21 protein-coding genes are annotated in these 24519 nt (G+C 63.6%); 8 read left to right on the forward strand and 13 right to left on the reverse strand.

Features of this window, described 5'->3' with window-relative positions:
- The first annotated feature begins 176 nt into the window (after nt 1-176).
- Entirely contained in the window at nt 177-596 is a 420-nt protein-coding gene (locus BMW89_RS29145) for a PaaI family thioesterase (protein ID WP_092031933.1), read from the forward strand.
- Between the two features lie 153 nt (nt 597-749).
- Here the strand turns inward: BMW89_RS29145 and BMW89_RS29150 are convergent, their stop codons facing one another.
- Nucleotides 750-1634, reverse strand: coding sequence for a LysR family transcriptional regulator (locus BMW89_RS29150; protein WP_092031937.1), 885 nt, complete (start codon nt 1632-1634; stop codon nt 750-752).
- A 120-nt stretch (nt 1635-1754) separates the two neighbouring features.
- On the opposite strand from BMW89_RS29150, the gene BMW89_RS29155 reads away from it, so the two are divergent.
- Nucleotides 1755-2396 (forward strand): pyridoxamine 5'-phosphate oxidase family protein, encoded by a 642-nt coding sequence (locus tag BMW89_RS29155; RefSeq protein ID WP_092031942.1) that lies wholly within the window; start codon nt 1755-1757, stop codon nt 2394-2396.
- 181 nt (nt 2397-2577) lie between these two features.
- Here BMW89_RS29155 and BMW89_RS29160 read toward each other — a convergent pair whose 3' ends face one another.
- From BMW89_RS29160 to BMW89_RS29170, 3 genes are read right to left on the reverse strand one after another with little or no spacing between them, the layout of a single operon-like run.
- Entirely contained in the window at nt 2578-3309 is a 732-nt protein-coding gene (locus BMW89_RS29160) for an ABC transporter ATP-binding protein (protein WP_092031945.1), read from the reverse strand.
- Nucleotides 3306-5075: a branched-chain amino acid ABC transporter ATP-binding protein/permease gene (locus BMW89_RS29165; protein WP_092031947.1), complete on the reverse strand. Its 1770-nt coding sequence runs from the start codon at nt 5073-5075 to the stop codon at nt 3306-3308. The genes BMW89_RS29160 and BMW89_RS29165 overlap by 4 nt, the downstream gene beginning before the upstream one ends.
- Nucleotides 5076-5082: 7 nt before the next feature.
- Complete coding sequence (locus BMW89_RS29170; RefSeq protein WP_177196395.1) at nt 5083-6123, reverse strand: branched-chain amino acid ABC transporter permease; 1041 nt, start codon at nt 6121-6123, stop codon at nt 5083-5085.
- Between the two features lie 177 nt (nt 6124-6300).
- On the opposite strand from BMW89_RS29170, the gene BMW89_RS29175 reads away from it, so the two are divergent.
- Nucleotides 6301-6822, forward strand: coding sequence for a MarR family winged helix-turn-helix transcriptional regulator (locus tag BMW89_RS29175; RefSeq protein WP_092031951.1), 522 nt, complete (start codon nt 6301-6303; stop codon nt 6820-6822).
- 130 nt (nt 6823-6952) lie between these two features.
- On the opposite strand, the gene BMW89_RS29180 is transcribed toward BMW89_RS29175, so the two are convergent.
- The 9 genes from BMW89_RS29180 to BMW89_RS29220 all read right to left on the reverse strand — a co-directional run bounded on the left by BMW89_RS29180 (nt 6953) and on the right by BMW89_RS29220 (nt 16867).
- Complete coding sequence (locus tag BMW89_RS29180) at nt 6953-8236, reverse strand: glycerate kinase type-2 family protein (protein ID WP_092031955.1); 1284 nt, start codon at nt 8234-8236, stop codon at nt 6953-6955.
- 202 nt (nt 8237-8438) lie between these two features.
- Complete coding sequence (locus BMW89_RS29185) at nt 8439-9668, reverse strand: ABC transporter substrate-binding protein (protein WP_092031959.1); 1230 nt, start codon at nt 9666-9668, stop codon at nt 8439-8441.
- Nucleotides 9669-9908: 240 nt separating this feature from the next.
- Complete coding sequence (locus BMW89_RS29190) at nt 9909-11135, reverse strand: ABC transporter substrate-binding protein (RefSeq protein WP_092031963.1); 1227 nt, start codon at nt 11133-11135, stop codon at nt 9909-9911.
- Nucleotides 11136-11255: 120 nt separating this feature from the next.
- Nucleotides 11256-12485 carry an ABC transporter substrate-binding protein gene (locus tag BMW89_RS29195; protein WP_177196396.1) on the reverse strand — a complete coding sequence of 410 codons (1230 nt, stop codon included), beginning with the start codon at nt 12483-12485 and terminating at the stop codon, nt 11256-11258.
- Nucleotides 12486-12516: 31 nt separating this feature from the next.
- Nucleotides 12517-13533 (reverse strand): branched-chain amino acid ABC transporter permease, encoded by a 1017-nt coding sequence (locus BMW89_RS29200; protein ID WP_092031970.1) that lies wholly within the window; start codon nt 13531-13533, stop codon nt 12517-12519.
- Nucleotides 13534-13535: 2 nt separating this feature from the next.
- Nucleotides 13536-14414 (reverse strand): branched-chain amino acid ABC transporter permease, encoded by an 879-nt coding sequence (locus BMW89_RS29205; RefSeq protein ID WP_092031975.1) that lies wholly within the window; start codon nt 14412-14414, stop codon nt 13536-13538.
- Nucleotides 14415-14426: 12 nt separating this feature from the next.
- The gene (locus tag BMW89_RS29210; protein ID WP_092031980.1) at nt 14427-15140 is read right to left on the reverse strand and encodes an ABC transporter ATP-binding protein; all 714 of its coding nucleotides are present in this window, start codon (nt 15138-15140) and stop codon (nt 14427-14429) included.
- Nucleotides 15137-15934: an ABC transporter ATP-binding protein gene (locus tag BMW89_RS29215; protein ID WP_092031983.1), complete on the reverse strand. Its 798-nt coding sequence runs from the start codon at nt 15932-15934 to the stop codon at nt 15137-15139. Before BMW89_RS29215 ends, BMW89_RS29210 begins: the two co-directional genes overlap by 4 nt.
- 66 nt (nt 15935-16000) lie before the next feature.
- Nucleotides 16001-16867 (reverse strand): IclR family transcriptional regulator, encoded by an 867-nt coding sequence (locus BMW89_RS29220; RefSeq protein ID WP_177196412.1) that lies wholly within the window; start codon nt 16865-16867, stop codon nt 16001-16003.
- Nucleotides 16868-16997: 130 nt separating this feature from the next.
- On the opposite strand from BMW89_RS29220, the gene BMW89_RS29225 reads away from it, so the two are divergent.
- The 5 genes from BMW89_RS29225 to BMW89_RS29245 all read left to right on the forward strand — a co-directional run bounded on the left by BMW89_RS29225 (nt 16998) and on the right by BMW89_RS29245 (nt 24325).
- A complete protein-coding gene (locus tag BMW89_RS29225; RefSeq protein WP_092031987.1) occupies nt 16998-19094 on the forward strand; it encodes a 3-hydroxyacyl-CoA dehydrogenase NAD-binding domain-containing protein in 2097 nt (698 codons plus the stop codon).
- 99 nt (nt 19095-19193) lie between these two features.
- Nucleotides 19194-20873: a dicarboxylate--CoA ligase PimA gene (gene pimA / locus BMW89_RS29230; protein ID WP_092031992.1), complete on the forward strand. Its 1680-nt coding sequence runs from the start codon at nt 19194-19196 to the stop codon at nt 20871-20873.
- A gap of 23 nt (nt 20874-20896) precedes the next feature.
- Nucleotides 20897-22087 (forward strand): pimeloyl-CoA dehydrogenase large subunit, encoded by a 1191-nt coding sequence (pimC, locus tag BMW89_RS29235; protein ID WP_092031995.1) that lies wholly within the window; start codon nt 20897-20899, stop codon nt 22085-22087.
- Nucleotides 22088-22281: 194 nt separating this feature from the next.
- Nucleotides 22282-23424, forward strand: coding sequence for a pimeloyl-CoA dehydrogenase small subunit (gene pimD, locus BMW89_RS29240; RefSeq protein WP_092032000.1), 1143 nt, complete (start codon nt 22282-22284; stop codon nt 23422-23424).
- Nucleotides 23425-23551: 127 nt separating this feature from the next.
- On the forward strand, nt 23552-24325 hold the full coding sequence (locus tag BMW89_RS29245) for an SDR family NAD(P)-dependent oxidoreductase (protein WP_092032005.1): 774 nt from the start codon (nt 23552-23554) through the stop codon (nt 24323-24325).
- Nucleotides 24326-24519: the final 194 nt, after the last annotated feature.

Consider the following 24519-nt stretch of genomic DNA (forward strand, 5'->3'; position numbering starts at 1 on the left):
CATCACAACCGTTTCGGAATACTGGATCGTCCGCCTTCGCGGACGATGACAGTCTTTGTGAGGCGACGGCGCATCCGTTTCAAACACAAGCGCAAACTCCGTTTAAAACTTTGTAGGCGGTGAAACTGTCATCCACATCGCGTTCAATGCTGGCGACACAGCAACGCGAGACACCCATGACCTCCACCGACATCCCCGATGGCTTCGAGCCGCTGTTCCGCAAGAGCCCGCTCACCGAGCCGTGGGAGCCGCTTTACTCCAGAAAGACCGACAAGGCCGTCATCATCGGCCTGCGCCTGGCTAAACCTCACACCAACGGCCGCGGCCTGATTCACGGCGGGCTCATCGCCGCGCTTGCCGACAATGCGATGGGCTATAGCTGCGCGCAGGCGACGGGCTGGACCACGTCTTTCGTGACGGTCTCACTCACGGTCGACTTCGTGGGCTCTGCCGAGATCGGCCAGTGGTGTTCGATCGAGAGCGACGTGATCAGGACCGGCAAGACGATCTGCTTCGCGCAGTGCCTGGCCAAGGCCGACGACACCGTGATCGCGCGGGCGAGCGGGACGTTCCGCGTGGTGCCGAAGAAGGGGTGAGCCCCCGCTCTCTCCGTGTCCCGGACGCGGTGCGGTACGAAGTGCCGCTCCGCAGAGCCGGGACCCATCCATCCGCGCGAGAGCCCGCGGCCTTCTGGGCACCGGCTCTGCGCCGCAACGTTGCACGTTGCAGCGCGTCCGGGACACGAGAGCCTACCCAAACCTCCATTCCGCCGTCTCCACCACGAGATCGATGAAGGCGCGCACCTTGGCCGAGAGCAGGCGCGAGGTCGGGTAGACGATGTGGATCGGCAGCGCCGGATGCTCGTACTTCGCCAGCACGATTTTCAGCCGCCCGCGCTTCAGGCCCTCGGCGGCCTGATACGCCAGCACGCGCGTCACGCCGCCCCCGGATTCGGCATATTGCAGGGCGGCATCGGCGCTGTTGCTGGTAAAACGTGGCATCGGTGTCACCTCGATGTCGTGGCCGTCCTGCAGGAAACGCCGATCGGCCACCGCGCCGAACTGGATGGTCTGATGTTCGAGCAGCGCCTCCGGCGTCTTCGGCTCGCCGTGGCGCTTCAGATAGCCGGGCGACGCCACCGTGATCCGCCGCATTTCGCCGACCTGGCGCGCGACGAGCGAGGAATCGGCGAGATGGCCGATGCGGACTGCGGCATCAACGGCGTCTTCCACCAGATTGACGAGGTTGTCCGAGAGCCTGAGCTCGCAGGCGACCTCGGGATAGCGCTTGAGATAATCGGTCATGACCGGCCCGACATGAAGCCGGCCGAAGCCGACCGGCGCCGATACCACCAGACGTCCGCTCGGCCGGTTGCGTTCCTCCCGCGCGGAGCCGTCGGCCTCCTCGACATCGGCGAGGATGCGCCGCGCGCGCTCCAGATAGCGCGTGCCGACATCCGTCAGCCTCACCTGCCTTGTGGTCCGTTGCAGCAACCGGGCACCGAGATGCTCCTCCAGCGCCGCGATCAGCCGCGTCACCGCCGAGGGCGACAGCCGCAGTTTTCGCGCTGCCGGCGCAAAGCCGCGCAGATCGGCGACGGTGACGAAGACGTGCATGGCTTCGAGGCGGTCCATCGCATTATTGCATATATTGCAATGATGAAGTGTCAAGCGGGCAGATTGTTTTAGCCGTCGAAAGGTCCATCTTTACTGGCGAAAGACGCAGAGACGCGCCGGCATTCAGGAGATATTCCGATGACGATAGCAGCCCACACCTATGCAAGCGACGTGGCCTTCACGCCGGCGGTGAAAGAAATTCAGACCCGCAAGGGTTCACGCGAAGCCTATGCCCGCGCTGAGCAGCACGGCTGGCGCACCGAGGTCGACGAGAAGTTGGCCGGCTTCCTCGCCGAGGCCAACAGCTTCTATTTCGCCACCGCCTCGGCGGACGGTCAGCCCTACATCCAGCACCGCGGCGGGCCCAAGGGCTTCCTCAAGGTTCTGGACAAGCAGACGCTTGCCTTCGCCGACTATGCCGGCAACCAGCAGTTCATCACGCAAGGCAATCTCACGGACAATTCCAAGGCCTACATCTTCATCATGGACTACGCCCATCGCCGCCGGGTGAAGATCTGGGGCGAGGCACGGGTCGTCGAGGACGACGAGGCGCTGACGACGTCGCTGATGCCAAAGGGCTATCGCGCGCGGCCGGAGCAGGTGATCCTGTTCAAGATCGCAGCGTGGGACACCAACTGCCCGCAGCACATTCCGCAGAAGTTCGATGCGGCGGATGTTTCGGCAGCGCTGGCGGCAAGGGATCAGCGGATCGCGGAGCTGGAAGCGGAGGTTGCGGCGTTGAAGGGGGAGAAGGCGAGCTTGCCGTCTAACGAAAGCTAGAGCGGCTTGCGCAGTACACCCTCTCCCCTTGTGGGAGAGGGTGGCTCGTCGCACAGCGACGAGACGGGTGAGGGGTTTCTATCCTCACGAGAGGAGTCGCGTGCGGAGAGAACCCCTCATCCGGCGCTTCGCGCCACCTTCTCCCACAAGGGGAGAAGGGAAGGGGAGTTCGCAGCAAGAACTACAGCACACTCGCACCTTCGTGCTGGAAGCCGAGATAGCTCGCCGCGACCCGTTCATTCGCCGCGATGTCGCTGGCTTTTCCGCTCAGCACGAACTCGCCGAGCTCCATCACATAGGCCTCGTCCGCGATCTTCAGTGCGGCCTGCGCGTTCTGCTCGACCAGCAGCACGGAGACGCCGCTGGCGCGGAGTTCGGTGACTATCCGAAAGATGTCGGCGACGATGATCGGGGCGAGCCCGAGGCTCGGCTCGTCCAGCATCAGCAGTTTCGGCGCGCCCATCAGCGCACGTCCCATCGCGAGCATCTGCTGCTCGCCGCCGGAGAGCGTGCCGGCGAGCTGCTTGCGCCGCTCTTTCAGCCGCGGGAACAGCGTGTAGACGTGCTCCATCGAGGCCTTCGCCTTGCGCTTCTCGATCCGGAACGCGCCGAGCTCGAGATTGTCCTCGACGTTCATGGTCACGAACAATTCGCGGTGCTCCGGCACGAGGCCGAGCCCTATTGCGACGCGGTCCTCGATGTCGAGCCGCGCCATGTCCTGCCCTGCAAAGCCGACGCGGCCCTTCAGCGGCAGGATGCCCATGATCGCGGAGAGCAGCGTGGTCTTGCCGGCACCGTTGGCGCCGACGATGGTGACGATCTGGTTCTGGCCGACCTCGAGCGAGACCGAGCGCACCGCCTCGACCTTGCCATAGGCGACATGCGCGTCGGTGACGGACAACAGCGCACTCATGCCGCCACTCCGAGATAGGCCTTGATCACTTCGGGATTGGTCTTGATCGTGGCGGGCGTGCCCTCCGCGATCTTGGTGCCGAAATCGAGCACCACGATACGGTCGGCAAGGTTCATCACGAAACCCATGTCGTGCTCGACCAGCAGCACGCTCATGCCGCCGTCGCGCAGGCTCCGCAGCAGCGTCGCGAGCCGCTGCTTCTCCATGTGGCGCAGGCCCGCGGCCGGCTCGTCGAGCAACAACAGCATCGGATCGACGCAGAGCGCACGCGCGATCTCGACGATGCGCTGCTGGCCCAGCGACAGCGAACCTGCGAGCTGGTGCATCTGCTCGGCAAGGCCGACCCGCTCGATCTGGCGGGCGGCTTCCGCTAGCAGTTTTGCCTCATCGGCGCGGTCGAGCCGCAGCATCGAGGAGATCGGGCCCGAATGGCCGCGCAGATGCGCGCCGATCGCGACATTTTCCAGCACGGTCATATCAGGCACGAGCTTCACATGCTGGAAGGTCCTGCTGATGCCGAGCTTGACGATCTCCTGCGGCGGCGCGTTGTCGACCTTCTTGCCGAGCACCGAGATCGAGCCCGAGGTCGCCGACAGCACGCCGGTGATCAGGTTGAACGTCGTGCTCTTGCCGGCGCCGTTCGGTCCGATCAGCGCGACGATCTCGCGGGCCTGGACGTCGAAGGAGACGTTGTTGACCGCGATCACGCCGCCGAATTGCTTTCGTGCTTTTTCGACGTGGAGCAGCACGCTGTCCTGGCCGGGCGCGCGGGGGCGCTGCTCGAGTTTCAGCGCGGTGTCCGGCTTCTTGCCGCCGGTCGGCTCGGGCAGGAACGACATCAGCCAGGGCCAGACACCGCCTGGCGCAAGCTGGAGCAGGGCGACCAGCATGATGCCGAACACGATGGTCTCGACCTGGCCGGAGCCGGGCAGGATCAGCGGCAGATAGCTTTGCAGCACCTCTTTCAGGACCACGACGATGGCCGCGCCCAGCACGCCGCCCCAGACATAGCCGGCGCCGCCGACCACCGCGATGAAGAGATATTCGATGCCGGCCTGTGCGCCGAACGGCGTCGGGTTCACCGCGCGCTGAAGATGCGCGTAGAGCCAGCCGGAGAGACCGGCGAGCACGGCGGCGTGGATGAACACCAGCATCTTGGCGCGCGGCGTGTGTACGCCGAACGCTTCGGCTGCGACATGTCCGCGACGCAGCGCGCGGATGGCGCGGCCGGTGCGGGAGTCCAGCAGGTTCATCGTGAGCAGGGCCGAGACGATCACTGCGACCCAGATCGCGTAATAGATCGAGCCGGGCGAGAGCATCTTGAACGTCCCGATCGACAATGGCGGGATCGCCGAGATGCCGTCGTTGCGTCCCAGAAATTCCAGCTTGCTGAAGAGATAAAACAGGCCGAGACCCCAGGCGAGCGTGCCGAGCGGCAAATAGTGACCGGAGAGACGGACCGTGACGAGGCCGAGCAGCACGGCCAGCAATCCACTGACCACGAGGGACAGCGGCAAGGTCAGCCAAGGCGACAGGCCGTACGTCGTCGTCAGCACCGCGGTGGTGTAGGCGCCGAAGCCGACGAACGCGGCTTGTCCAAACGAGGTAAGCCCGCCGACGCCGGTGAGCAGCACGAGGCCCATCGCGACCAGCGCGGTCAGGCCGATATTGTCGAGCAGCACGATCCAGAATGGCGGCATGCCGGGGATGAACGGGATCGCCGCCATCAGAGCTGCGAAGACGAGGATGGGAAGCCGGCTCTGCATCTTAGGCTCAGTCCTTCTCTTCCTCGACCGCGGGCGCGGCGAGCGAGCGCAGCAGCAGCACGGGGATCAGCAGCATGAAGACGATCACCTCCTTGTAGTTGGAGGCGTAGAAGGACGAGAACGCCTCGACGAGGCCGACGAACAGCGCGGCAACGGCGGTGAGGGGGTAGCTGACGAGGCCGCCGATGATCGCTGCGACAAAGCCTTTCAGGCCGATCAGGAAGCCACTGTCATAATAGAGCGTCGTGATCGGCACGATCATGATGCCCGACAGCGCGCCGATCACGGAGGCCAGCAGGAAGGCGATCTGCCCCGACAGTGTGGTGCGGATGCCGGCAAGCCGCGCGCCGAGCCGGTTCACGGCGGTCGCGCGCAGCGCCTTGCCGTACAGCGTCAGCCCGAAGAACAGCCAGAGCCCGACGATGAAGGCGATGGTGATGCCATAGACGGTGAGGCTCTGCCCGGTGAAGCGGAGCGCGCCGGCGGTGAACGAACCGGACAGCACGGCAGGTCCGCGCTGGCCTTCGGCGCCGAAGAACAGCAGGCCCAGTCCCTGCAGCGCAAGGTGCACGCCGACCGATGCGATCAGCAGCACCAGCACCGAGGTGTGCGCCAGCGGCTGGAACGCGACGCGGTAGAGATAGAGGCCGATCATGGCCACGATCACCAGCGACAGCGCGATGCAGATCGCGACCGGCGGCTTCTGGGCGGCGAAGTAAATGGTCAGCGCCAGCACGATGGCCGGCAGCACGACATTGGTGAGGAAGCTGCGCAGGATCAGCCGGCCATGCAGCGCCTTGCGGGCCACGAACAGGTCGAAGGCGAAGGCGCCGATGCCGAGCGCCAGCGCGAGCTTGGCCGTGCCCGGCATCTGGCCCGAGGCCAGCGAGGCATAGGTCAGCGCGCCATAGGTGACGAATTCGCCCTGGGGAATGAGGATGACGCGGGTGACGGCGAACACCAGCACCAGCGCCAGGCCGAGCAGCGCGTAGATGGCGCCATTGGTGATGCCGTCCTGCACCAGGAACAGCATGATGGTGGTATTCAAGACCGGACGCTCCCCCTCAAGATTGCGAACCGGTCTCCGCAATTGCGGTGGATGGTCCGCTCACAGCCATTGAAATACGATGGCGATATTTGATATGGTCCATAACAATTATCAAATATAACTTCAAGGGTGGCGGACGACCCGCCCCGAATTTAGCGGGATTACGAGCACGAGGCGATGACCGTTTCCAAAACCGCTGAAAAGTCTTCTGAAAAGCCCGGCGACGCGGCCAAGGGCCGCAAGGACGCGGCTGAAGCGCAGCCGGAGGCGCTCCAGCTCGGCGAACTTTCCGAACAGCTCGGCTACGTGCTGAAGCGGGCGCAGCTCAAGGTGTTCGAGAACTTTCTGCGCTGCATGGCCTCGCTCCAGCTCACGCCGGCGCAGTTCTCCGTGCTGCTGCTGGTCGAGAAGAATCCCGGCCGTAACCAGACCGAAATCGCCTCCACCCTCGGCATCCTGCGCCCGAATTTCGTGGCCCTGCTCGACAATCTCGAGAGCCGCGACCTCTGCGCGCGGATCCGCTCCACCAACGACCGCCGCTCGCACATCCTGGTCTTGACCGACAAGGGCAAGGCCGTGCTGGCCCGCGCGAAAAAGCTCGTCGCCACCAAGCACGAGGCGCGGCTGAACGAACTGCTCGGCCAGGCCAACCGGGAAGCGCTGCTCGGAATGCTTGCGAAGATCGCCAACGAATTTTGAGGCCGGGCTGTCACCGTCCGGCTCGACCGGACGATCCAGTACTCCGTGACGGTTATGATTCATCGAGAAGCCGCGGCGTACTGGATTCCCCGCCTTCGCGGGGAATGACAGCGATGCCGGAGCAGGGGCCTCAATCCACCAGGATCACGCGAATATCGTTGACGTTCGTCAGCGTCGGTCCCGGCTGGAGCAAATCCCCCGTCGCCTCGAAGAACGTGGTCGCGTCGTTGTTGTCCAGATAAGCCTGCGGCTGAAGCCCCTGTGCCTTCATCTTCGCAAACGTCGCCGCGTCGATCAGCGCGCCGGCGGGATCGGTGGGGTGGCCTGCGCCGCCGTCGGCGCCGTCTGTATCGCCGGCAAGTGCGGAGATATCAGGCGTGTCCTTCAAGAGCGCCGCTAGCGCCAGCGCGTATTCCTGGTTCGGGCCGCCGCGGCCATTGCCGCGCACAGTCACCGTGAGCTCGCCACCGGAGAGGATCGCGAGGCGCTTGCCTTGCGCGCGGGCCTGAAGCGCCAGCTTCGCGTGAGCGGCTGCGACCTCGCGCGCTTCGCCTTCGAGATCGGCGCCGAGGTCGATGGTTTCGTAGCCTGCTTCGCCAGCAAGCTTCACCGCAGCGTCGAGCGATTGCTTGGGACGCGCGATCAGCTCGAACGACGCGCGCGCGAAGGCGACATCGCCCGGCTTGCAGCTTTCATTGTTGGAATTGTCGAGCGCGCGGCGCACGGCATCGTCGATGTCGAGCTTGTATTTTGCGACGATCGCGCGTGCATCGGCGAGCGTAGACGGATCGGGCACCGTGGGGCCGGAAGCGATCGCGGATGGATCGTCATGCGGCACGTCGGAGATCGCGAGCGTGACGATCTCGGCGGCATTTTTGCCCGCACGCGCAAGACGTCCGCCCTTGATGCGCGACAGATGCTTGCGCACGATATTCATCTCGCCGATCGGCGCGCCCGAACGCAGCAGCGCCTTGTTGACCGCCTGCTTCTGCGCAAAACTGATGCCGTCCACCGGCGCGATCCAGTTCGCCGAACCGCCGCCGGTGAGCAGCACCAGCAGCAGATCGTCAGGGCCAGCTTCGCCTGCGAGCGCGAGCGTGTCGGCGGCGCCCTTCAATCCAGCTTCGTCGGGCACGGGGTGGCCGGCCTCGACCACGCGGATGCGGCGCGTCGGCACGCCGTAGCCGTGGCGCGTGGTGGCGATGCCGACAAGGCGCTCCGGCGCGAGTTTGAGCGTGTCGAGATAATGCCGTTCCGCGGCCGCGGCCATCGCGCCCGCCCCCTTGCCGGCGGCAAGACAAATCACGCGTCCTTTCGGCACCGGCCGCAAATGCGGCGCCAGGATCGTGCTCGGATGGGCGGCGGCAACAGCGGCGTCGTAGAGCGCGCGGAGCAGGGGACGGCGGTCGGTCATGACGATGGCCTTCAGCAAACTCTTGAGCAGACTAGAGCGGCGGCGAGGACGTCGCCATGCCCCTGCCTAGCGCATTGGCTAGGAAAGCGTAAGCAGGCTTTACCATCATTCGATTGTGCAATCGCGTGATCATAATCGGCGCAGCAAAAAGTCCCCTGCGATCATCTCGCAGGGGACGCGTTATCGTCGCATTCCCAAGTAGCTAGCCGCCGACGTCGGCGCTGATCACGTCGCCGAACAGTTCCCAGCGCTCGCCCTTGAACCGCTCGAGCTGGAGCTGGCTGATCGGCGCGAAATCATTCGGGCCGGTGTTGATCTTGATGCCCGGCAGCAGCGCCTCGGTGCGGAAGTCCTTCACGCTGGCGGCCTGCTTCATGAGGTTCTCGCGCGTGAGATCGTCACCGCACTGCTTCAGCACATGAACCAGCGTCTGCGCCACGGCGTAGCCAACGATGGTGCCCTTGTCGAGCTTGTCGCCTTCCGGGAAGTATTTTGTCATGAAGGCGAGAAATTCCTTCATGCCGGCGTCGTTGTTCCACGCGGGATCGGAGACGTCCTTGAGATAGTCGGCCGAGATGATGTCCTGGCCGTTCTCGTAACCGGCAGGCTTCATCACGCTGCCGACGGAGGCCGAGACGTTGTTGAGGAAATGCAGCGGCTTCCAGCCGATCTCGGCATTCTTCTTGATCGCCTGGGCGGCAAATTTCGGCGTCGTGATGTTCATGAACACGTCGGCGCCGGTCGACTTCAGCTTGACGATGTGGTTGTCGATGGTCGGCTCGGAGGTCTCGTAGCTTTCCTCCATGACGATCATCGAAGCGGCCTTGGCGCCGAGGCCGTCCTTCAGGCCCTTCAGATAGTCCTTGCCGTAATCATCGTTCTGGAAGAGCACGGCGATCTTGGCATCCGGCTTGTTCTTCAGGAGCCACTTCGCATAGATCTGCGTCTCGCTCTGGTAGTTGGGCTGCCAGCCCATGGTCCAGGGGAAGTTCTGCGGATCGTTCCACTTGGTGGCGCCGGTCGCGACGAACAGCTGCGGCACCTTCTTCGAGTTCATGTATTTGTGGATCGCCGAGTTCGGCGGCGTGCCGAGCGAGTTGAAGATGAACAGCACCTCGTCGCTCTCGACCAGCTTGCGCGCCTGCTCGACCGTCTTCGGCGGCGAATAGGCGTCGTCGTAGCTGATGTAGTTGATCTTGCGGCCGTTGATGCCGCCCTCGTCGTTGATCTTCTTGAAATAGGCGGCTTCGGTCCGCCCGATGATGCCATAGGCGGAGGCCGGTCCGCTGTAGGGCATGATGTTGCCGATCTTGATCTCGGTGTCGGTCGCGCCGGTATCGTATTTCTTCTGGGCCGATGCGGTGGAGGTCGCGGCTGCAATGAGCGCGAGCGCCAGTGACGCGGCCGCAAGCTTGCCGGTGACAGCGGGCATTCCTATCTCCCTATTTTCTTGGTGTGTGTGCGTCCCTTTTCTTGTGTTGCTTGTTTTTGGCGACGCGGCCGCAATTCAATACGATTTGCCCCAAGCCTTCAACAGAAAGCCCCAGCGACGACGTCGCAGGGGCTGCTTCTTTAGTAGTCAGCGACGGGCGCGGTCTCGTGTGCGAGTGCGAGAAGCCGCAACTGTCTTGAGTTGTTAAATATTATGTAGGTTATCTTGAGTTGATCGACGTCAATGCCCGAGGTCGCTCGATATGATGTCGCCGAACAGCTCCCATTTCTTGCCCTTGAAGCGCATCATCTGGAGCTGCTCGATCGGGGCGAAATTGTCCGCTGCGGTGTTGATCTTGATGCCGGGCAGCAGCGTGTCCGGCTCGAAATCCTTCAAGGAAGCGGCCTGCTTCATGACGTTGTCGCGGGTGAGGTCGTCGCCGCACATCTGCAGCACCTTCACCATGGTCTGGGCTGCGGCATAGCCGAATACCACGCCGGCATCGAGCTTGTTGGCCTTAGGGGCGTACTGCGCGAGGAAGTTATAGAATTTCTTCATGCCGTCATCGGCATTCCATTGCGGGTCGGAGCCGTCCTTGGTGTAGCTCGCCGACAAAATGCCTTGCGAGATCTCGAGGCCCGCGGGCTCCAGCACGCCGCCGACCGAGGCCGAGACGTTGGAGATGATATGCACCGGATGCCAGTTGATCTCGGCCGCCTTCTTGATCGCTTGCGCTGCGAATTTCGGCGTGGTGATGCTGATGAAGATGTCGGCACCCGAAGCCTTCAGCTTCACGACGTGCTCGTCGATGGCGGGCTCCCAGGTGTCGTAGCCGTCTTCCATGACGATCATCGACGCCTTGGCGCCGAGACCGTCCTTCAGTCCCTTCAGATAGTCCTTGCCGAAATCGTCGTTCTGGTAGAGCACGCCGATCTTGCCGTCCGGCTTCTCCTTCATGAGATATTTGGCGTAGATGCGCGCCTCGCTGGCGTAGCTCGGCTGCCAGCCCATGGTCCACGGATATTGCTTCGGGTCGTTCCACTTCGAGGCGCCACTTGCCACGAACAGCTGCGGCACCTTTTTCTCATTCATGTATTTGCGGATGGCGCCGTTGGTGGAGGTGCCGAGCGAGCCGAAGATCAGCAGCACGTTGTCGCTCTCGACCAGCTTGCGCGCCTGCTCCACCGTCTTCGGCGGCGAATAGCCGTCATCATAGGAGATGAAATTGACCTTACGGCCGTTGATGCCGCCCTCGGCATTGACCTTGTTGAAATAGGCCTCCTCGGTCTTGCCGATTACTGCGTAGGCGGAGGCCGGCCCGCTATAGGGCATGATGTTGCCGATCCTGACCTCGGTATCCGACGCGCCGCTGTCGTATTTCTTCTGCGCCAGCGCCGGGCCAGCCACCGCAATGCACAACGCGAATGCGGCCGAGAAAGCCACAACCTGAAAACGAACAGCGATCATTGTTCTCCCACCCCGGCTGGATCGAGCGCATTGAACAAGATTGACGTCTGACGTCAACAAAAAGCCCCCGCGGTTGTGCCCGCGGGGGCCTCTCGATACTTGGACTATTGCGTCAGCGCATTATTCCGGAGCGACGTCGCCGCTCAGGATCTCGCCGAACTGTTCCCATTTCTCGCCCTTGAAGCGCTGCATCTGAAGCTGGCTGATCGGGGCGAAGTCGCTTGGACCGGTGTTGATCTTGATGCCGGGCAGCAGCGTGTCCGGCGTGAAGTCCTTCAGGCTCGCTGCCTGCTTCATCAAATTGGCGCGGGTGAGATTGTCGCCGCACTGTTCCAGCGCCTTGGCCAGCGTCTGCGCGGCGCCGTAGCCGTAGACGACGCTGGAGTCGGTCTTGTCGGCGCCGGGCACGTACTTGTCGAGGAACTCGGCCCACTTCTTCATGCCGGGATCATCGTTCCAGCGCGGGTCGGCACCATCCTTGGCATAGGCCGCGGACAGCACGCCTTGCGAGGCCTCGAGGCCCGCCGGCTTCATCACGCTGCCGACCGAGGCCGACACGTTGGTGATGATCTGGAGCGGCTTCCAGCTCAACTCGGCGGTCTTCTTGATGGTCTGCGCACCGAACTTCGGCGTCGTGTAGATCAGCAGCACGTCGGGATTGGCGGCCTTGATCTTGACGATGTGTCCGTCGATCGACGGCTCGGAGACCTCATAGCTCTCCTCCATGATGATCATGGAGGAAGCCTTGGCGCCGAAACCGTCTTTGGTGCCTTTGAGGTAGTCTTTGCCGAAGTCGTCGTTCTGATAGAGGATCGCGACCTTGGCGTCGGGCTTCTCCTTCAACAGCCATTTCGCGTAGATCTGGGCTTCGCTCTGGTAGGAGGGCTGCCAGCCCATGGTCCAGGGGAAGTTCTTCGCGTCGTTCCACTTGGTGGCGCCGGTGGCGACGAACAGCTGCGGGATCTTCTTGGCGTTCAGATATTTCTGGATCGCGCTGTTCGAGGGCGTGCCGAGCGGGTTGAACACGGCGAGCACCTCGTCGCTCTCGACCAGCTTGCGGACCTGCTCGACGGCCTTCGGCGGCGAATAGCCGTCGTCATAGCTGACGAAGCTGACCTTGCGGCCATTGATGCCGCCCTTGTCGTTGATCATCTTGAAATAGGCTTCTTCGGTCTTGCCGATGATGCCATAGGCCGACGCCGGACCGCTGTACGGCATGATGTTGCCGATCTTGATCTCGGTATCGGTCGCGCCGGTGTCGTATGTCTTCTGGGCAAGCGCTGCGCCGGAGGTGAGGGTCGCGACCGCCGTTACGAGCGCGGTGGTTCGCAGTATTCTTGCGAGAAACAAAACCAGGTCTCCTTCCTTGATGAGGGTGTTTTCAGTTCTTTCTGAGCTTACCGGCGAGTTGTTGGCCCAGGATCGCGACTTGCCTTGCGCCATGCGGCACGAGGTAGATGACGAGGAACAGCAGCACGCCGAACACCGCGCCGGAGAGGCCCTTGGAGATGCCCTCCGCGATGTTCGGGACGAAGATGATGAACGCAGCGCCGACGATCGAGCCGGGCAGCCAGCCGACGCCGCCGACGACCATGCCGAGGAACAGCGAGACCGCGAGCGTGATGGTGTAGCTGTCGGGCGCGACGAACTGCACCGCGATGGCGCCGAGCGAGCCGGCGATGCCGGTGATGGCGGCGGAGACGCCGAAGGCCAGCGTCTTGTACAGCGCGACGTCCACACCCATGGCCGAGGCCGCGATCTCGTTGTCGCGGATCGCCATGAAGGCGCGGCCCGAGCGGGAGCGGAGCAGGTTCACGGCCAGGAGGTAGATCCCGATCACGACCACGAGCGAGAAATAGTAGAGCCACATGTCCTGCGACATCTTCAGACCGAACGGCGCATCCGGCTTGGTGACGACGAGGCCCTGCACGCCGCCGGTCCAGTGCTCGAGAAAGTTCAGCTTCAGAAGCTGCGGCATCGCGGTGGCGAGCGCGAAGGTCGCCAGCGCGAGATAAACGCCGGAGAGCCGCAGCGCCGGCTGTCCGAACAGGAAGCCGAAACCGAAGCAGACTATGCCTGCGATCGGCAAGGTCAGCGCGTAGTTGACCTCGAAATGCTCCATCAGCACTGCGGTCGTGTAGGCGCCGACGGCGTAGAACGCGCTCTGGCCCAGCGAAAACTGGCCCGAGCCGCCGGTCAGGATATTCAGCGCCAGCACCGCCAGCCCGTAGATCAGGAGCATCGTCATCTGGAAGATGATGAAGTTCTTGACGAAGATTGGCATGATGATCAGCGCGGCGAGCACCAGCAGCGAGGTGCCGGTGCCCAGCGTCATGGCCCGCTTGGGAACGGCCTCGACGGCCGGGGCTTCCGTGACGACTTCTTCTACGGCGCTCATGATCAAACTCGCTTGACGATGTGCCGGCCGAACAGGCCAGCGGGTTTGACGACCAGGACGGAGATGATCAGCGCGAGCGCGATCGGGAGCTTCAGTTCGTTGCCGACGCCGGGAATGTAGGTGCCGGCGAGGTTCTCGAAGACGCCGACCAGGAAGCCGCCGACCACCGCGCCGAACGGGCTGGTGAGGCCACCGAGTACCGCCGCCGCAAAGCCGTAGATCAGCACGCCGCCCATCATGTTGGGCTCGAGGAACACGACGGGAGCGATCAGCATGCCCGCGATCGCGCCGATCGCGGTCGCCATGCCCCAGCCGAGCGCGATCATCCAGGAGGTATTGATGCCGACGAGCCGGGCCGATTCAGGCACTGACGCGGCCGCGCGCATCGCAAGACCGATGCGGGTGTACTGGAAGAAGAAATAGAGGCCGAGCAGCAGCAGCACGGTGACGCCGATCATGCCGGCCTGGTGGGTCGAGATCAGCTGGCTGCCCAGGAACGGCGCGGAGCCGAACGGGGTCGGATATTGCTTGATGGTGAAGTCCCAGATCAGGCCGGCCGAGGAGTTGATGATCGCGAACAGCGCGATGAAGCCGGCGACGTTGGTCAGGATCGGCGCTTTCGCCAGCGGCTTGAACAGGATCCGTTCGATCGCGATGCCTGCGATGAAGGACAGCGCCAACGTGAGGATGAAGGCGGCCCAATAGGGGATACCCCACTGCATCAGTTGCCAGGAGATGAAGGTCGAGAACATCGCCATCTCGCCTTGTGCGAAATTGAGATGGTCGATCGCCTGGTAGATCATGACCACGGCGAGCGCCATGCAGGCGTAGATCGCGCCCGTGGCGATGCCGGCCAGCACTTGGTTGGTAAAAAGCTCCATCGTGCCGGCTCCTCAGTAACCCAGATAGGATTTGCGGATTTCTTCGTTGTTCGCGATGTCCTTGGCATTGCCTGACATCACGATGCGGCCGGTCTCGATCACATAGGCCTGGTCGGCGAGCTCGAGCGCGAGCTGGGCGTTCTGCTCGACCACCAGGATCGACACCTTGTCCTCGCGGTTGATCTTGCCGAGGATGCCGAACAGGTCGCGGACCACCAGCGGCGCGAGGCCGAAGGAGGGCTCGTCGAGCAGCATCAGGCGTGGCCGCAGCATCAGGGCGCGGGCGACCGCGAGCATCTGCTGCTCGCCGCCGGAGAGCGTGCCGGCCTGCTGGGTGTGGCGCTGCTTCAGCACCGGGAAATGCGCGTACATGCGCTCGATGTCGGAGACGATGCCGGCGCTGTCCTTGCGGGTGATGGCGCCGAGCTGGAGGTTCTCCTCCACCGTCATGGTGGTGAAGGTGCCGCGGCCCTGCGGGACATGGGCGATGCCGAACCGCACGATGTTCTCGGTCGAGCGGTTGTTCAGCGGCTTGCCGTCGAACTCGACCGCGCCGGTGGAGCGCACCATGTTGCAGATCGCGCGCAATGTGGTGGTCTTGCCGGCACCGTTGGCGCCGAGCAGCGTCGTCAGCGATCCCTCATTGAGCGAGAAGGACAGGCCATGGAGCGCCTGGACCTGGCCGTAATAGGCACGGAGGTCCTTGACGTTGAGCAGCGTCGTCATTGGTCCTTGCTCCCGAGATAGGCCTTGATGACGTCGGGATCGACCTGCACCTGGGCGGGCGTGCCTTCCGCCAGCTTCTTGCCGAAATTCAGCGCGACGACGTGGTCGGCGATCGACATCACGAGGCCCATGTGGTGCTCGACCAGCAGCACCGTCATGTGGCGCTCGTCGCGGATGCGGCGGATGAGGTCGCCGAGCACGTAGACTTCCTCGTGATTGAGGCCGCCGGCGGGCTCGTCGAGCAGCAGGATCTTCGGATCGGCCGCGAGCGCGCGCGCCAGCTCGACGCGCTTCTGCGTGCCAAAGGGGAGACCGGACACGACAGTGTGGGCGACGTCCTCGAGCTTGAGATAAGCGAGGATCTCGTGAACCTTTTTGTTGACGTGGGTCTCGCTGCGCCGGACCCAGGCCAGCCTCAGGGAGTCGCTGATGATGTCGCTGGAGGTCTTCGAATGGGCGCCGACGCGGACGTTGTCCATCACCGAGAGGTTTGGAAACAGCGCCACGTTCTGGAAGGTGCGGCCGATGCCGATCTCGGCGATCCGGTGCGGCGGCCGCGACAGGATGCTCGCGCCTTCCATCAGGATGTCGCCTGATGACGGCTGGTAGAGCCGCGACAGACAGTTGAAGAGCGTGGTCTTGCCGGCGCCGTTGGGGCCGATCAATCCGAGGATCTGGCCCTTGTGCATGTCAAAGGACACGCCGTTGAGCGCGACGATGCCGCCGAACACGACGCTGACGTCGCGAACCGCGAGCAGGGGCGATGTTCCCTGCGCGAGCTGTGCCTGCGTCATCTCGTCTCGCCCACGCTGTTGAGTGGACGAAGGGGCGATACGAACCGCTCCTGATGATCACAAAGCCTATCTGATCCCCTCGGCCACACGCGCAACTTTTCCTCCTGATTTCAGCTTTTTGCTGACGTCTTTTTTGGAATGCGGCATCAGTCCCCCGAGTGCCGCTTCGATGTTCCTTACCATCGCAAGCAGACGCGGTCCAATGTCGTTGATCAATCGCTCTTCCGTGAAGCGGAATGCCGGCGCGCCGCAATTGAATGCGTAAGGCCCGGTTCCGTCGTTGAGCCTGAGCGCGACGCCGGCCGCGCCGATGTCGTCATGCCAGTCGCCGACCGAGATCGCGAAACCATGTTTCGCGACGGTCTCGCCGGAGCGCTCCAGTCCGTCGCGCATTTTCGGCCAGCGGCTGCCGTAATGTTCGCGCAAGATACGCGACAGCTCGGCGCGATCCTCGTCGCCGAGCGCCCAGAAATAAGCCCGGCCCATCGCGCTGGTTGCAATCGGCACGCGGGAGCCGACGTCCAGTTGAACGCCGACCGTCTCGCTGCCACGGCTTTGCCCGAAATAGATCATGCTGTGACGGTCGCGGCCGCCGATTGCGACGGCGCCGCCGGTCGCGCGCATCATGTCCTCGCGAAACGGTTCGGACAAATGCCGAACGCCGAGATTGGATAACGCTGCGTAACCGAGCGCCATGGCGGCCGGCGCGAGCTGGTACTTTTCAAAGCGGGGAACCGGCGTCAGATAGCCGAGCTTGGTCAACGTGTAGGTCAGCCGGGACACGGTGGGCTTGGGCAGGTTGGTCCGGGCTGCGATTTCCTGGTTGCCGAGAAGGCCGTCGCTGGGGTGGAATGCGCGCAATACGTCCAGTCCGCGGGAAAGCGCCACGACGAAATTCCGATCGGTCGCTGTCTTCTTTCCTGTACGCTTCATCCCTGATCTGCTTCTTGCGCGGAGTCGTTGACAATGTCCGTGCTTCAAAATAACCCTGCCGTCAAGATGCGGAATTAAATTCCGCACCGCGAAATCGAACAAAAGTACATCCCCACCAAGGAGGGACACCGTGAGCGAAGTGGTCAAGCTTGAGCGTCATGACGAAGTCGGGATCGTCACGGTGAACAGCCCTCCGGTCAATGCGCTGAGTGCCGCAGTGCGCGGCGGTATTTTGGAATGCATCAAGGCCGCGATCGCCGATCCCGCGATCAAGGGCATCGTGCTGACCTGCGCCGGCCGCACTTTCATTGCGGGTGCCGACATCACCGAGTTCGGCAAGCCGCCGAAGTCGCCCGCCCTCAACGAAGTGCTGGCCGAGATGGAGGGGTCGCCGAAGCCGATCGTGGCCGCGATTCACGGCACCGCGCTCGGTGGTGGCCTCGAGGTCGCGCTTGCCTGTCATTTCCGCGTGGCTGTGAAAGAGGCAAAGCTCGGCCTGCCCGAAGTGAAGCTCGGCCTGCTGCCGGGCGCCGGCGGCACCCAGCGCCTGCCGCGCGCCGTTGGCCCTGAGCTCGCGGTCAAGATGATCGTCGGCGGCGATCCGATCGGAGCTGCGGAAGCGCTCAAGCACGGTCTGATCGAGGAGATCGTCGAAGGTCCGACCTTGGGCGCTGAACTCTTCGTCCGCAAGTTGCTTGCCGAGAAGCGTCCGCTGCGCCGCCTGCGCGACGACGATTCCAAGATCGCGGCCGCCAAGGCCGACCGCTCGATCTTCACCAACGCGGTTGCCGCCATGACCAAGAAGTCGCGCGGCCTGGAAGCGCCGTTCGCGGCTGCCGACGCCGTCGGTGCGGCGATCGACCTGCCGTTCGACGAAGGTCTGAAGAAGGAGCGCGAGGGCTTCCTCAAGCTCGTCGCCAGCGACCAGTCCAAGGCGCAGCGCTATGCCTTCTTCGCCGAGCGCGAAGCCAACAAGATCGCCGGCGTGCCGGAAGGCACCAAACCGCGCCCCGTTAACCGTGTTGCCATTCTCGGCGCCGGCACCATGGGCGGCGGCATCGCGATGTCGTTTGCCAATGCCGGTGTTCCCGTCACCCTGATCGAGACCGGCGAGGAGCAGCTCAAGCGCGGCCTCGGTATCATGCAGAAGAACTGGGAAGCGACCGCGGCACGCGGCGGCATCCCGGCGGATGCGCCCGCCAAGCGCATGGCGCTGATCACCGGCGTCGTCGGCATCGAGAATGTCGGTGATGCTGACCTCGTCATCGAAGCCGTGTTCGAGACCATGGCGGTGAAGAAGGAAGTGTTCGGCAAGCTCGACCAATACGTCAAGCCCGGCGCGGTGCTCGCCTCCAACACGTCCTATCTCAACATCGACGAGATCGCGAAGGCGACCAAGCGTCCGCAGGACGTGCTGGGCATGCACTTCTTCTCGCCGGCCAACGTCATGAAGCTGTGCGAGATCGTGCGCGCCGACAAGACCGCGCCGGATGCGCTCGTGACCGCTGTCACGATCGCGCGCAAGATCGCAAAGGTGCCGGCTGTGGTCGGCGTCTGCGACGGCTTTGTCGGCAATCGCATGCTGGCGCAGCGTGGCAAGCAATCTGAAAAGCTGTTGTTCGAAGGTGCGCTGCCGCAGCAGGTCGACGCGGTCGTGACGAAGTTCGGCATGCCGATGGGCCCGTTCGCGATGGGCGATCTCGCCGGCCTCGACATCGGCTGGCGCTCGCGCAAGGACCGCGGCATCAAGTCGGAGATCGCGGATGCGCTGTGCGAAGCCGGCCGCTTCGGTCAGAAGACCGGCAAGGGCTACTACAAGTATGAAGCAGGCAGCCGCTCGGCACTGCCCGATCCGGAAGTCGAAAAGCTGATCGACGAGACGCTGCTGCGCCTCGGCCGCAAGAAGCGCATCGTCAGCGACGACGAGATCCTCGAGCGCATGATGTACCCGATGATCAACGAGGGCGCAAAAATCCTCGAAGAGGGCATCGCGGCGCGTCCCTCCGACATCGACGTGGTCTGGCTCTACGGCTATGGCTGGCCGATCTATCGCGGCGGCCCGATGTTCTGGGCCGACACCGTCGGCCTCAAGCACATCGCCGATCGCCTGGCCTTCTACGCCAAGGAGACCAACGACCCCAGCCTCGAGCCCGCGCCGCTGCTGAAGAAGCTCGCGGCGGAAGGCGGCACGTTCGCGTCGCTGGCGGCATCGTCGAAAGCGGCTTGATGGCGGCTTCGTCTCAACCCTCGTCATTCCGGGCGCGCGACTTCGTCGCGGCCCGGAATGGCGGTCTCTGTTAGTGGCTCGCTCAAGCAATCAAGAATAATGACCCATCCCGGCGAACAGTTTTATCCCGAGGGCGTGCGCTGGGACGACACCATCGTCCAGGGCTCGCTGCCTGACCTGCTGTCGAAGGCCGCCGCCGAATACGGCCCGCGCACTGCGCTGGAATTCCGGGAACGTCCGATCACCTACACCGATCTCGCCGCGATGGCCGAGCGTGCGGCCGCTGCGTTCCTGCGCGCCGGCTGCGGCAAGGATACCTCCGTCGCGCTGTTCCTGGGCAACACGCCCGATCACCCCGTCAATTTCTTCGGTGCGCTGAAGGCAGGTAGCCGCGTCGCGCATCTGTCGCCGCTCGACGGTGAGATCGCGCTGACCCACAAGGTCTCCGATTCAGGCTCGCGCCTGCTCGTGACCTCCAATCTCGCCGCGCTGCTGCCGACCGCGCTGAAATTCCTGGACAAGGGCCTGATCGATCGCCTCGTTGTCTGCGAGGACGACAATTGGGGCAAGGTCGGCACGCCGCAGGCCGCGATCCCGAATGATCCCCGCATCGTCACCTTCAAGACTTTTGTCGAGGGCGCCACAGCACCCTCGCAGTGGCCGAAAGTCACAGCGGACGACGTTGCGCTGCTGCAATACACCGGCGGCACCACCGGCCTGCCCAAGGGCGCGATGCTCACTCACGGCAATCTCACCTCGGCGGTGTCGATCTACGATGTCTGGGGCAAGCCGGGGCGCGCGGCTCGCGGCGGTGTCGTTGAGCGCGTGATCTGCGTGCTGCCGCTGTTCCACATCTACGCACTCACCGTCGTGCTGCTGTCCGCGCTCAGCCGCGGCAATTTGATCTCGCTCCACCAGCGCTTTGATGTTGAAGCGGTGATGCGCGATATCGAAGTCAAGCGTGCCACTTACTTTCCGGGCGTGCCGACGATGTGGATCGCGATCGCAGCGCTCCCCGATCTCGACAAGCGCGACTTCTCTTCGCTCGTCACCATCGGCTCTGGCGGTGCGCCGCTGCCGGTGGAGATCGCAAGTTTCTTCGAACGCAAAATAGGCAAGAAGCTCAAGAGCGGCTGGGGCATGACCGAGACCTGCTCGCCCGGCACCGGCCATCCGCCGACAGGCCCCGACAAGCCCGGCTCGATCGGCCTGATGCTGCCTAGCATCGAGATGGACGTCGTCGCGCTGGAAGATCCAAGCAGGGTGCTGCCGCCGGGCGAAGTCGGCGAGATCCGCATCAAGGGCCCGAACGTCACCCAGGGCTACTGGAATAAGCCAAATGAATCCGCGGAATCCTTTGCCGACGGCCGCTTCCTCACCGGCGACATCGGCTATGTCGACACCGACGGCTATTTCTTCCTGGTCGATCGCAAGAAGGACATGATCATCTCGGGCGGCTTCAACGTCTATCCGCAGATGATCGAGCAGGCGATCTACACCATTCCAGGCGTGCACGAGGTGATCGTGCTCGGCATTCCCGACCAGTATCGCGGCGAGGCGGCAAAAGCCTTCATCAAGCTCAAGCCGGACGCAAAGCCGTTCTCGCTCGACGAGCTGCGCGCGCAGCTTGCCGGCAAGGTCGGCAAGCACGAATTGCCTGTAGAGGTCGCGTTCGTCGACGATCTGCCGCGCACGCCGGTCGGAAAATTGTCGCGCCACGAATTGCGCCAGCAGCAAAAACCGTCACAATCCACGAAACTCGCATCGACGATAAGATAACAATAGGCTCACAGGAGGATCCGATGGATCTCGCATTCACGAAAGAAGAGCAGGCGTTTCGCGAGGAAGTGCGGACATTCTTCCGCGGCAACGTGCCGCCGGATACGCGGCGCAAGCTGGTCGAGGGCCGCCACCTCTCGAAGGACGAGATGGTGACGTGGTGGCGTATCCTCAACAAGAAGGGCTGGGGCACCAGCCACTGGCCGACGCAATATGGCGGTACTGGCTGGACCAGCGTGCAGCACTACATCTTCAACGAAGAGCTGCAGTCCTATCCGGCGCCGCAGCCGCTTGCCTTCGGCGTCAGCATGGTCGGCCCCGTCATCTACACTTTTGGCAATGAAGCGCAGAAGAAACAGTATCTGCCGCGCATCGCCAATGTCGACGATTGGTGGTGCCAGGGTTTTTCGGAGCCCGGCTCCGGCTCCGACCTCGCCTCGCTCAAGACCAAGGCCGAGCGCAAGGGCGACAAGTGGATCATCAACGGCCAGAAGACCTGGACCACGCTGGCCCAGCACGCCGACATGATCTTCTGCCTCTGCCGCACCGATGCGACCGCGAAGAAGCAGATGGGCATTTCCTTTATCGTCTTCGACATGAAGTCGAAGGGCGTCACCGTGCGCCCGATCCAGACCATCGACGGCGGGCTCGAAGTCAACGAAGTCTTCTTCGATGACGTCGAGGTGCCCTACGAGAATTTGATCGGCGAGGAGAACAAGGGCTGGGATTACGCCAAATTCCTGCTCGGCAATGAGCGCACCGGTATCGCCCGCGTCGGCGTCTCCAAGGAACGGTTGCGCCGCATCCGAGATCTGGCCTCCAAGGTCGAGTCCGGCGGCAAGCCGATCATCCAGGACGCCGCCTTCCGCGAAAAGCTCGCGGCCTGCGAGATCGAGCTGAAGGCGCTCGAGCTGACGCAGTTGCGCGTCGTCGCGGATGAAGGCAAGCACGGCAAGGGCAAGCCCAATCCGGCCTCGTCTGTGCTGAAGATCAAGGGCTCCGAGATCCAGCAGACCACCACCGAGCTGTTGATGGAAGTGATCGGCCCGTTCGCCGCGCCCTACGATGTGCACGGCGACGACGGTTCGAACGAAGCCATGGACTGGACCGCCCAGATCGCGCCGAGCTACTTCAACAACCGCAAGGTCTCGATCTACGGCGGCTCCAACGAGATCCAGCGCAACATCATCGCCAAGGCGGTGCTGGGACTTTGATGCTCTCTCCTCCCTCGCCCCGCACTTGCGGGGAGAGGGTTGGGGTGAGGGGCATCTCTCAACACGAGAGGTCGTCGTGGGACCTGTACCCCCTCACCCGGATCGCCGAGGCGATCCGACCTCTCCCCGCAAGCGGGGCGAGGTGAAGAGGAGCCCGACGCAACGCAGACAATTGTGACTTTGAGGAAACAGAAATGGATTTTGATCTGAACGAGGAGCAGCGGCTTCTCAAGGACAGCATCGACGGCCTGCTGACCGATTCATACGATTTCGAGAGCCGCAAGAAATACATGAAAGAGAAGGGCGGCTGGAGCAAAGCCGTCTGGGGCAAGCTCGCCGAGCAGGGCCTGCTCGGCCTGCCCTTCGCGGAGGCCGATGGCGGCTTCGGTGGCGGCGGCGTCGAGACCATGATCGTGATGGAGGCGCTCGGCAAGGCGCTGGTGCTCGAGCCGTATCTGGCAACGGTCGTGATCGGCGGCGGCTTCCTCCGCCATGCCGGCACCGACGCGCAGAAGGCCGCGCATGTGCCCGGGATCATCGACGGCAGCAAGACGCTGGCGTTCGCCCAGCTCGAGAAGAACTCGCGCTACGATCTGTTCGATGTCTCGACGACGGCGAAGAAGAAGGGCGATGGCTGGGTCATCGACGGCGAAAAATTCGTCGTGCTCAACGGCGAGAACGCGGAGATCCTGATCGTCACCGCGCGCACCAAGGGCGACCGCCGCGACAAGAGCGGCATCGGCGTGTTCCTGGTGCCGGCGAGTGCCAAGGGCGTGACGAAGAAATCGTACCCGACCCAGGACGGCCTGCACGCTGCCGACATCACGTTTACGGGTGTCGAGGTCGGCGCGGATGCCGCGCTCGGCAATCCCGACGACTCACTCGCCCTGATCGAGCGTGTGGTCGACGAAGCCCGCGTCGCGCTCTGCGCCGAGGCGGTCGGCCTGATGGACGAGTCGCTCAAGACCACGGTCGAGTACATCAAGACGCGCAAGCAATTCGGCGTCGCGATCGGCTCGTTCCAGTCGCTGCAGCATCGCGCCTCCGACATGTTCGTCGCTGCCGAGCAGGCCCGCTCGATGTCGATGTTCGCGACAATGGCCGGTGAGTTCGAGGACGCCAGCGAGCGCTCCAACGCCATCGCTGCCGCCAAGGTGCAGATCGGCAAGTCGCTGAAATACGTCGGACAGCAGGCGATCCAGCTCCACGGCGGTATCGGCATGACCATGGAGGCGAAGATCGGCCACTATTTCAAGCGCCTCACCATGATCGAGAACAGCTTTGGCGACACCGACTACCACCAGCGTCGCGTCGCGGATGGTGGCGGGTTGATCTAGCCACTTCCTTCGTCATTGCGAGCGAAGCGAAGCAATCCAGGATCTCTCCGCGGAGATAGTCTGGATTGCTTCGTCGCTTCGCTCCTCGCAATGACGGAGTTTATGGAAACAACGGAGGCCAACAACAATGAAAAACACCCCGTTCGATCTCACCGGCAAGGTCGCCATCGTCACCGGCTCCAGCCGCGGCATCGGCCGCTCCTCGGCCGAGCTGCTCGCAAAGCTCGGCGCAAAAGTCGTGGTCTCATCGCGCAAGGTCGACGCCTGCAAGGAAGTCGCCGACGGCATCAATGCTTCAGGCGGCGATGCCACCGTCATCCCCTGCAACATCGCGCGCAAAGCCGAGGTCGAGGCGCTGGTCGCGGGCACGATCAAGCATTACGGCAAGATCGACATCCTCGTCTGCAACGCCGCAGTCAATCCGTACTACGGCCCGCTGCTCGACATCACCGACGAGGCCTTCGACAAGATCATGGGCTCGAACGTCAAGAGCAACATCTGGCTCTCCGCGCTGGCGATCCCGCAGATGGCCGAGCGCGGCAACGGTTCGGTCATCATCATCTCCTCGATCGGCGGCTTGCGCGGCTCCACCGTGATCGGCGCCTACGGCATCTCCAAGGCCGCCGACTTCGCGCTATGTCGTTCGCTCGCCGGCGAATGGGGCCCGAAAGGCGTCCGCGTCAACTGCATCGCCCCCGGCCTCGTCAAGACCGATTTCGCCCGCGCGCTCTGGGAAGACGAAGCCAACCTCAAGCGCCGCACCGCCACCACGCCGCTGCGCCGCATCGGCGAACCGGATGAGATCGCGGGTGCCGTGGCGTATCTTGCCTCCGATGCGTCGAGCTTCATGACCGGCCAGACCATCGTCATCGACGGCGGCGTGACGACAGCAGCGACGTAAGCGGATCGTGTCCCGGACGCGGCGCAGCGCGAAGCGTTGCGACGCAGAGCCGGGACCCAGCACAGCCTCTGCGATGGGCCCCGGCTTAGCAGCGCACCGCTAACGCGCTGCGCCGCATCCGGGGCACGGAGACCTACCTTGACCTTCCCGCCCTAATCCGCTCCCTTTGGCGCGACACAATGACCCCCCACCGG

This window comes from Bradyrhizobium sp. OK095, from assembly GCF_900109945.1.
Taxonomy (GTDB): Bacteria; Pseudomonadota; Alphaproteobacteria; order Rhizobiales; family Xanthobacteraceae; genus Bradyrhizobium.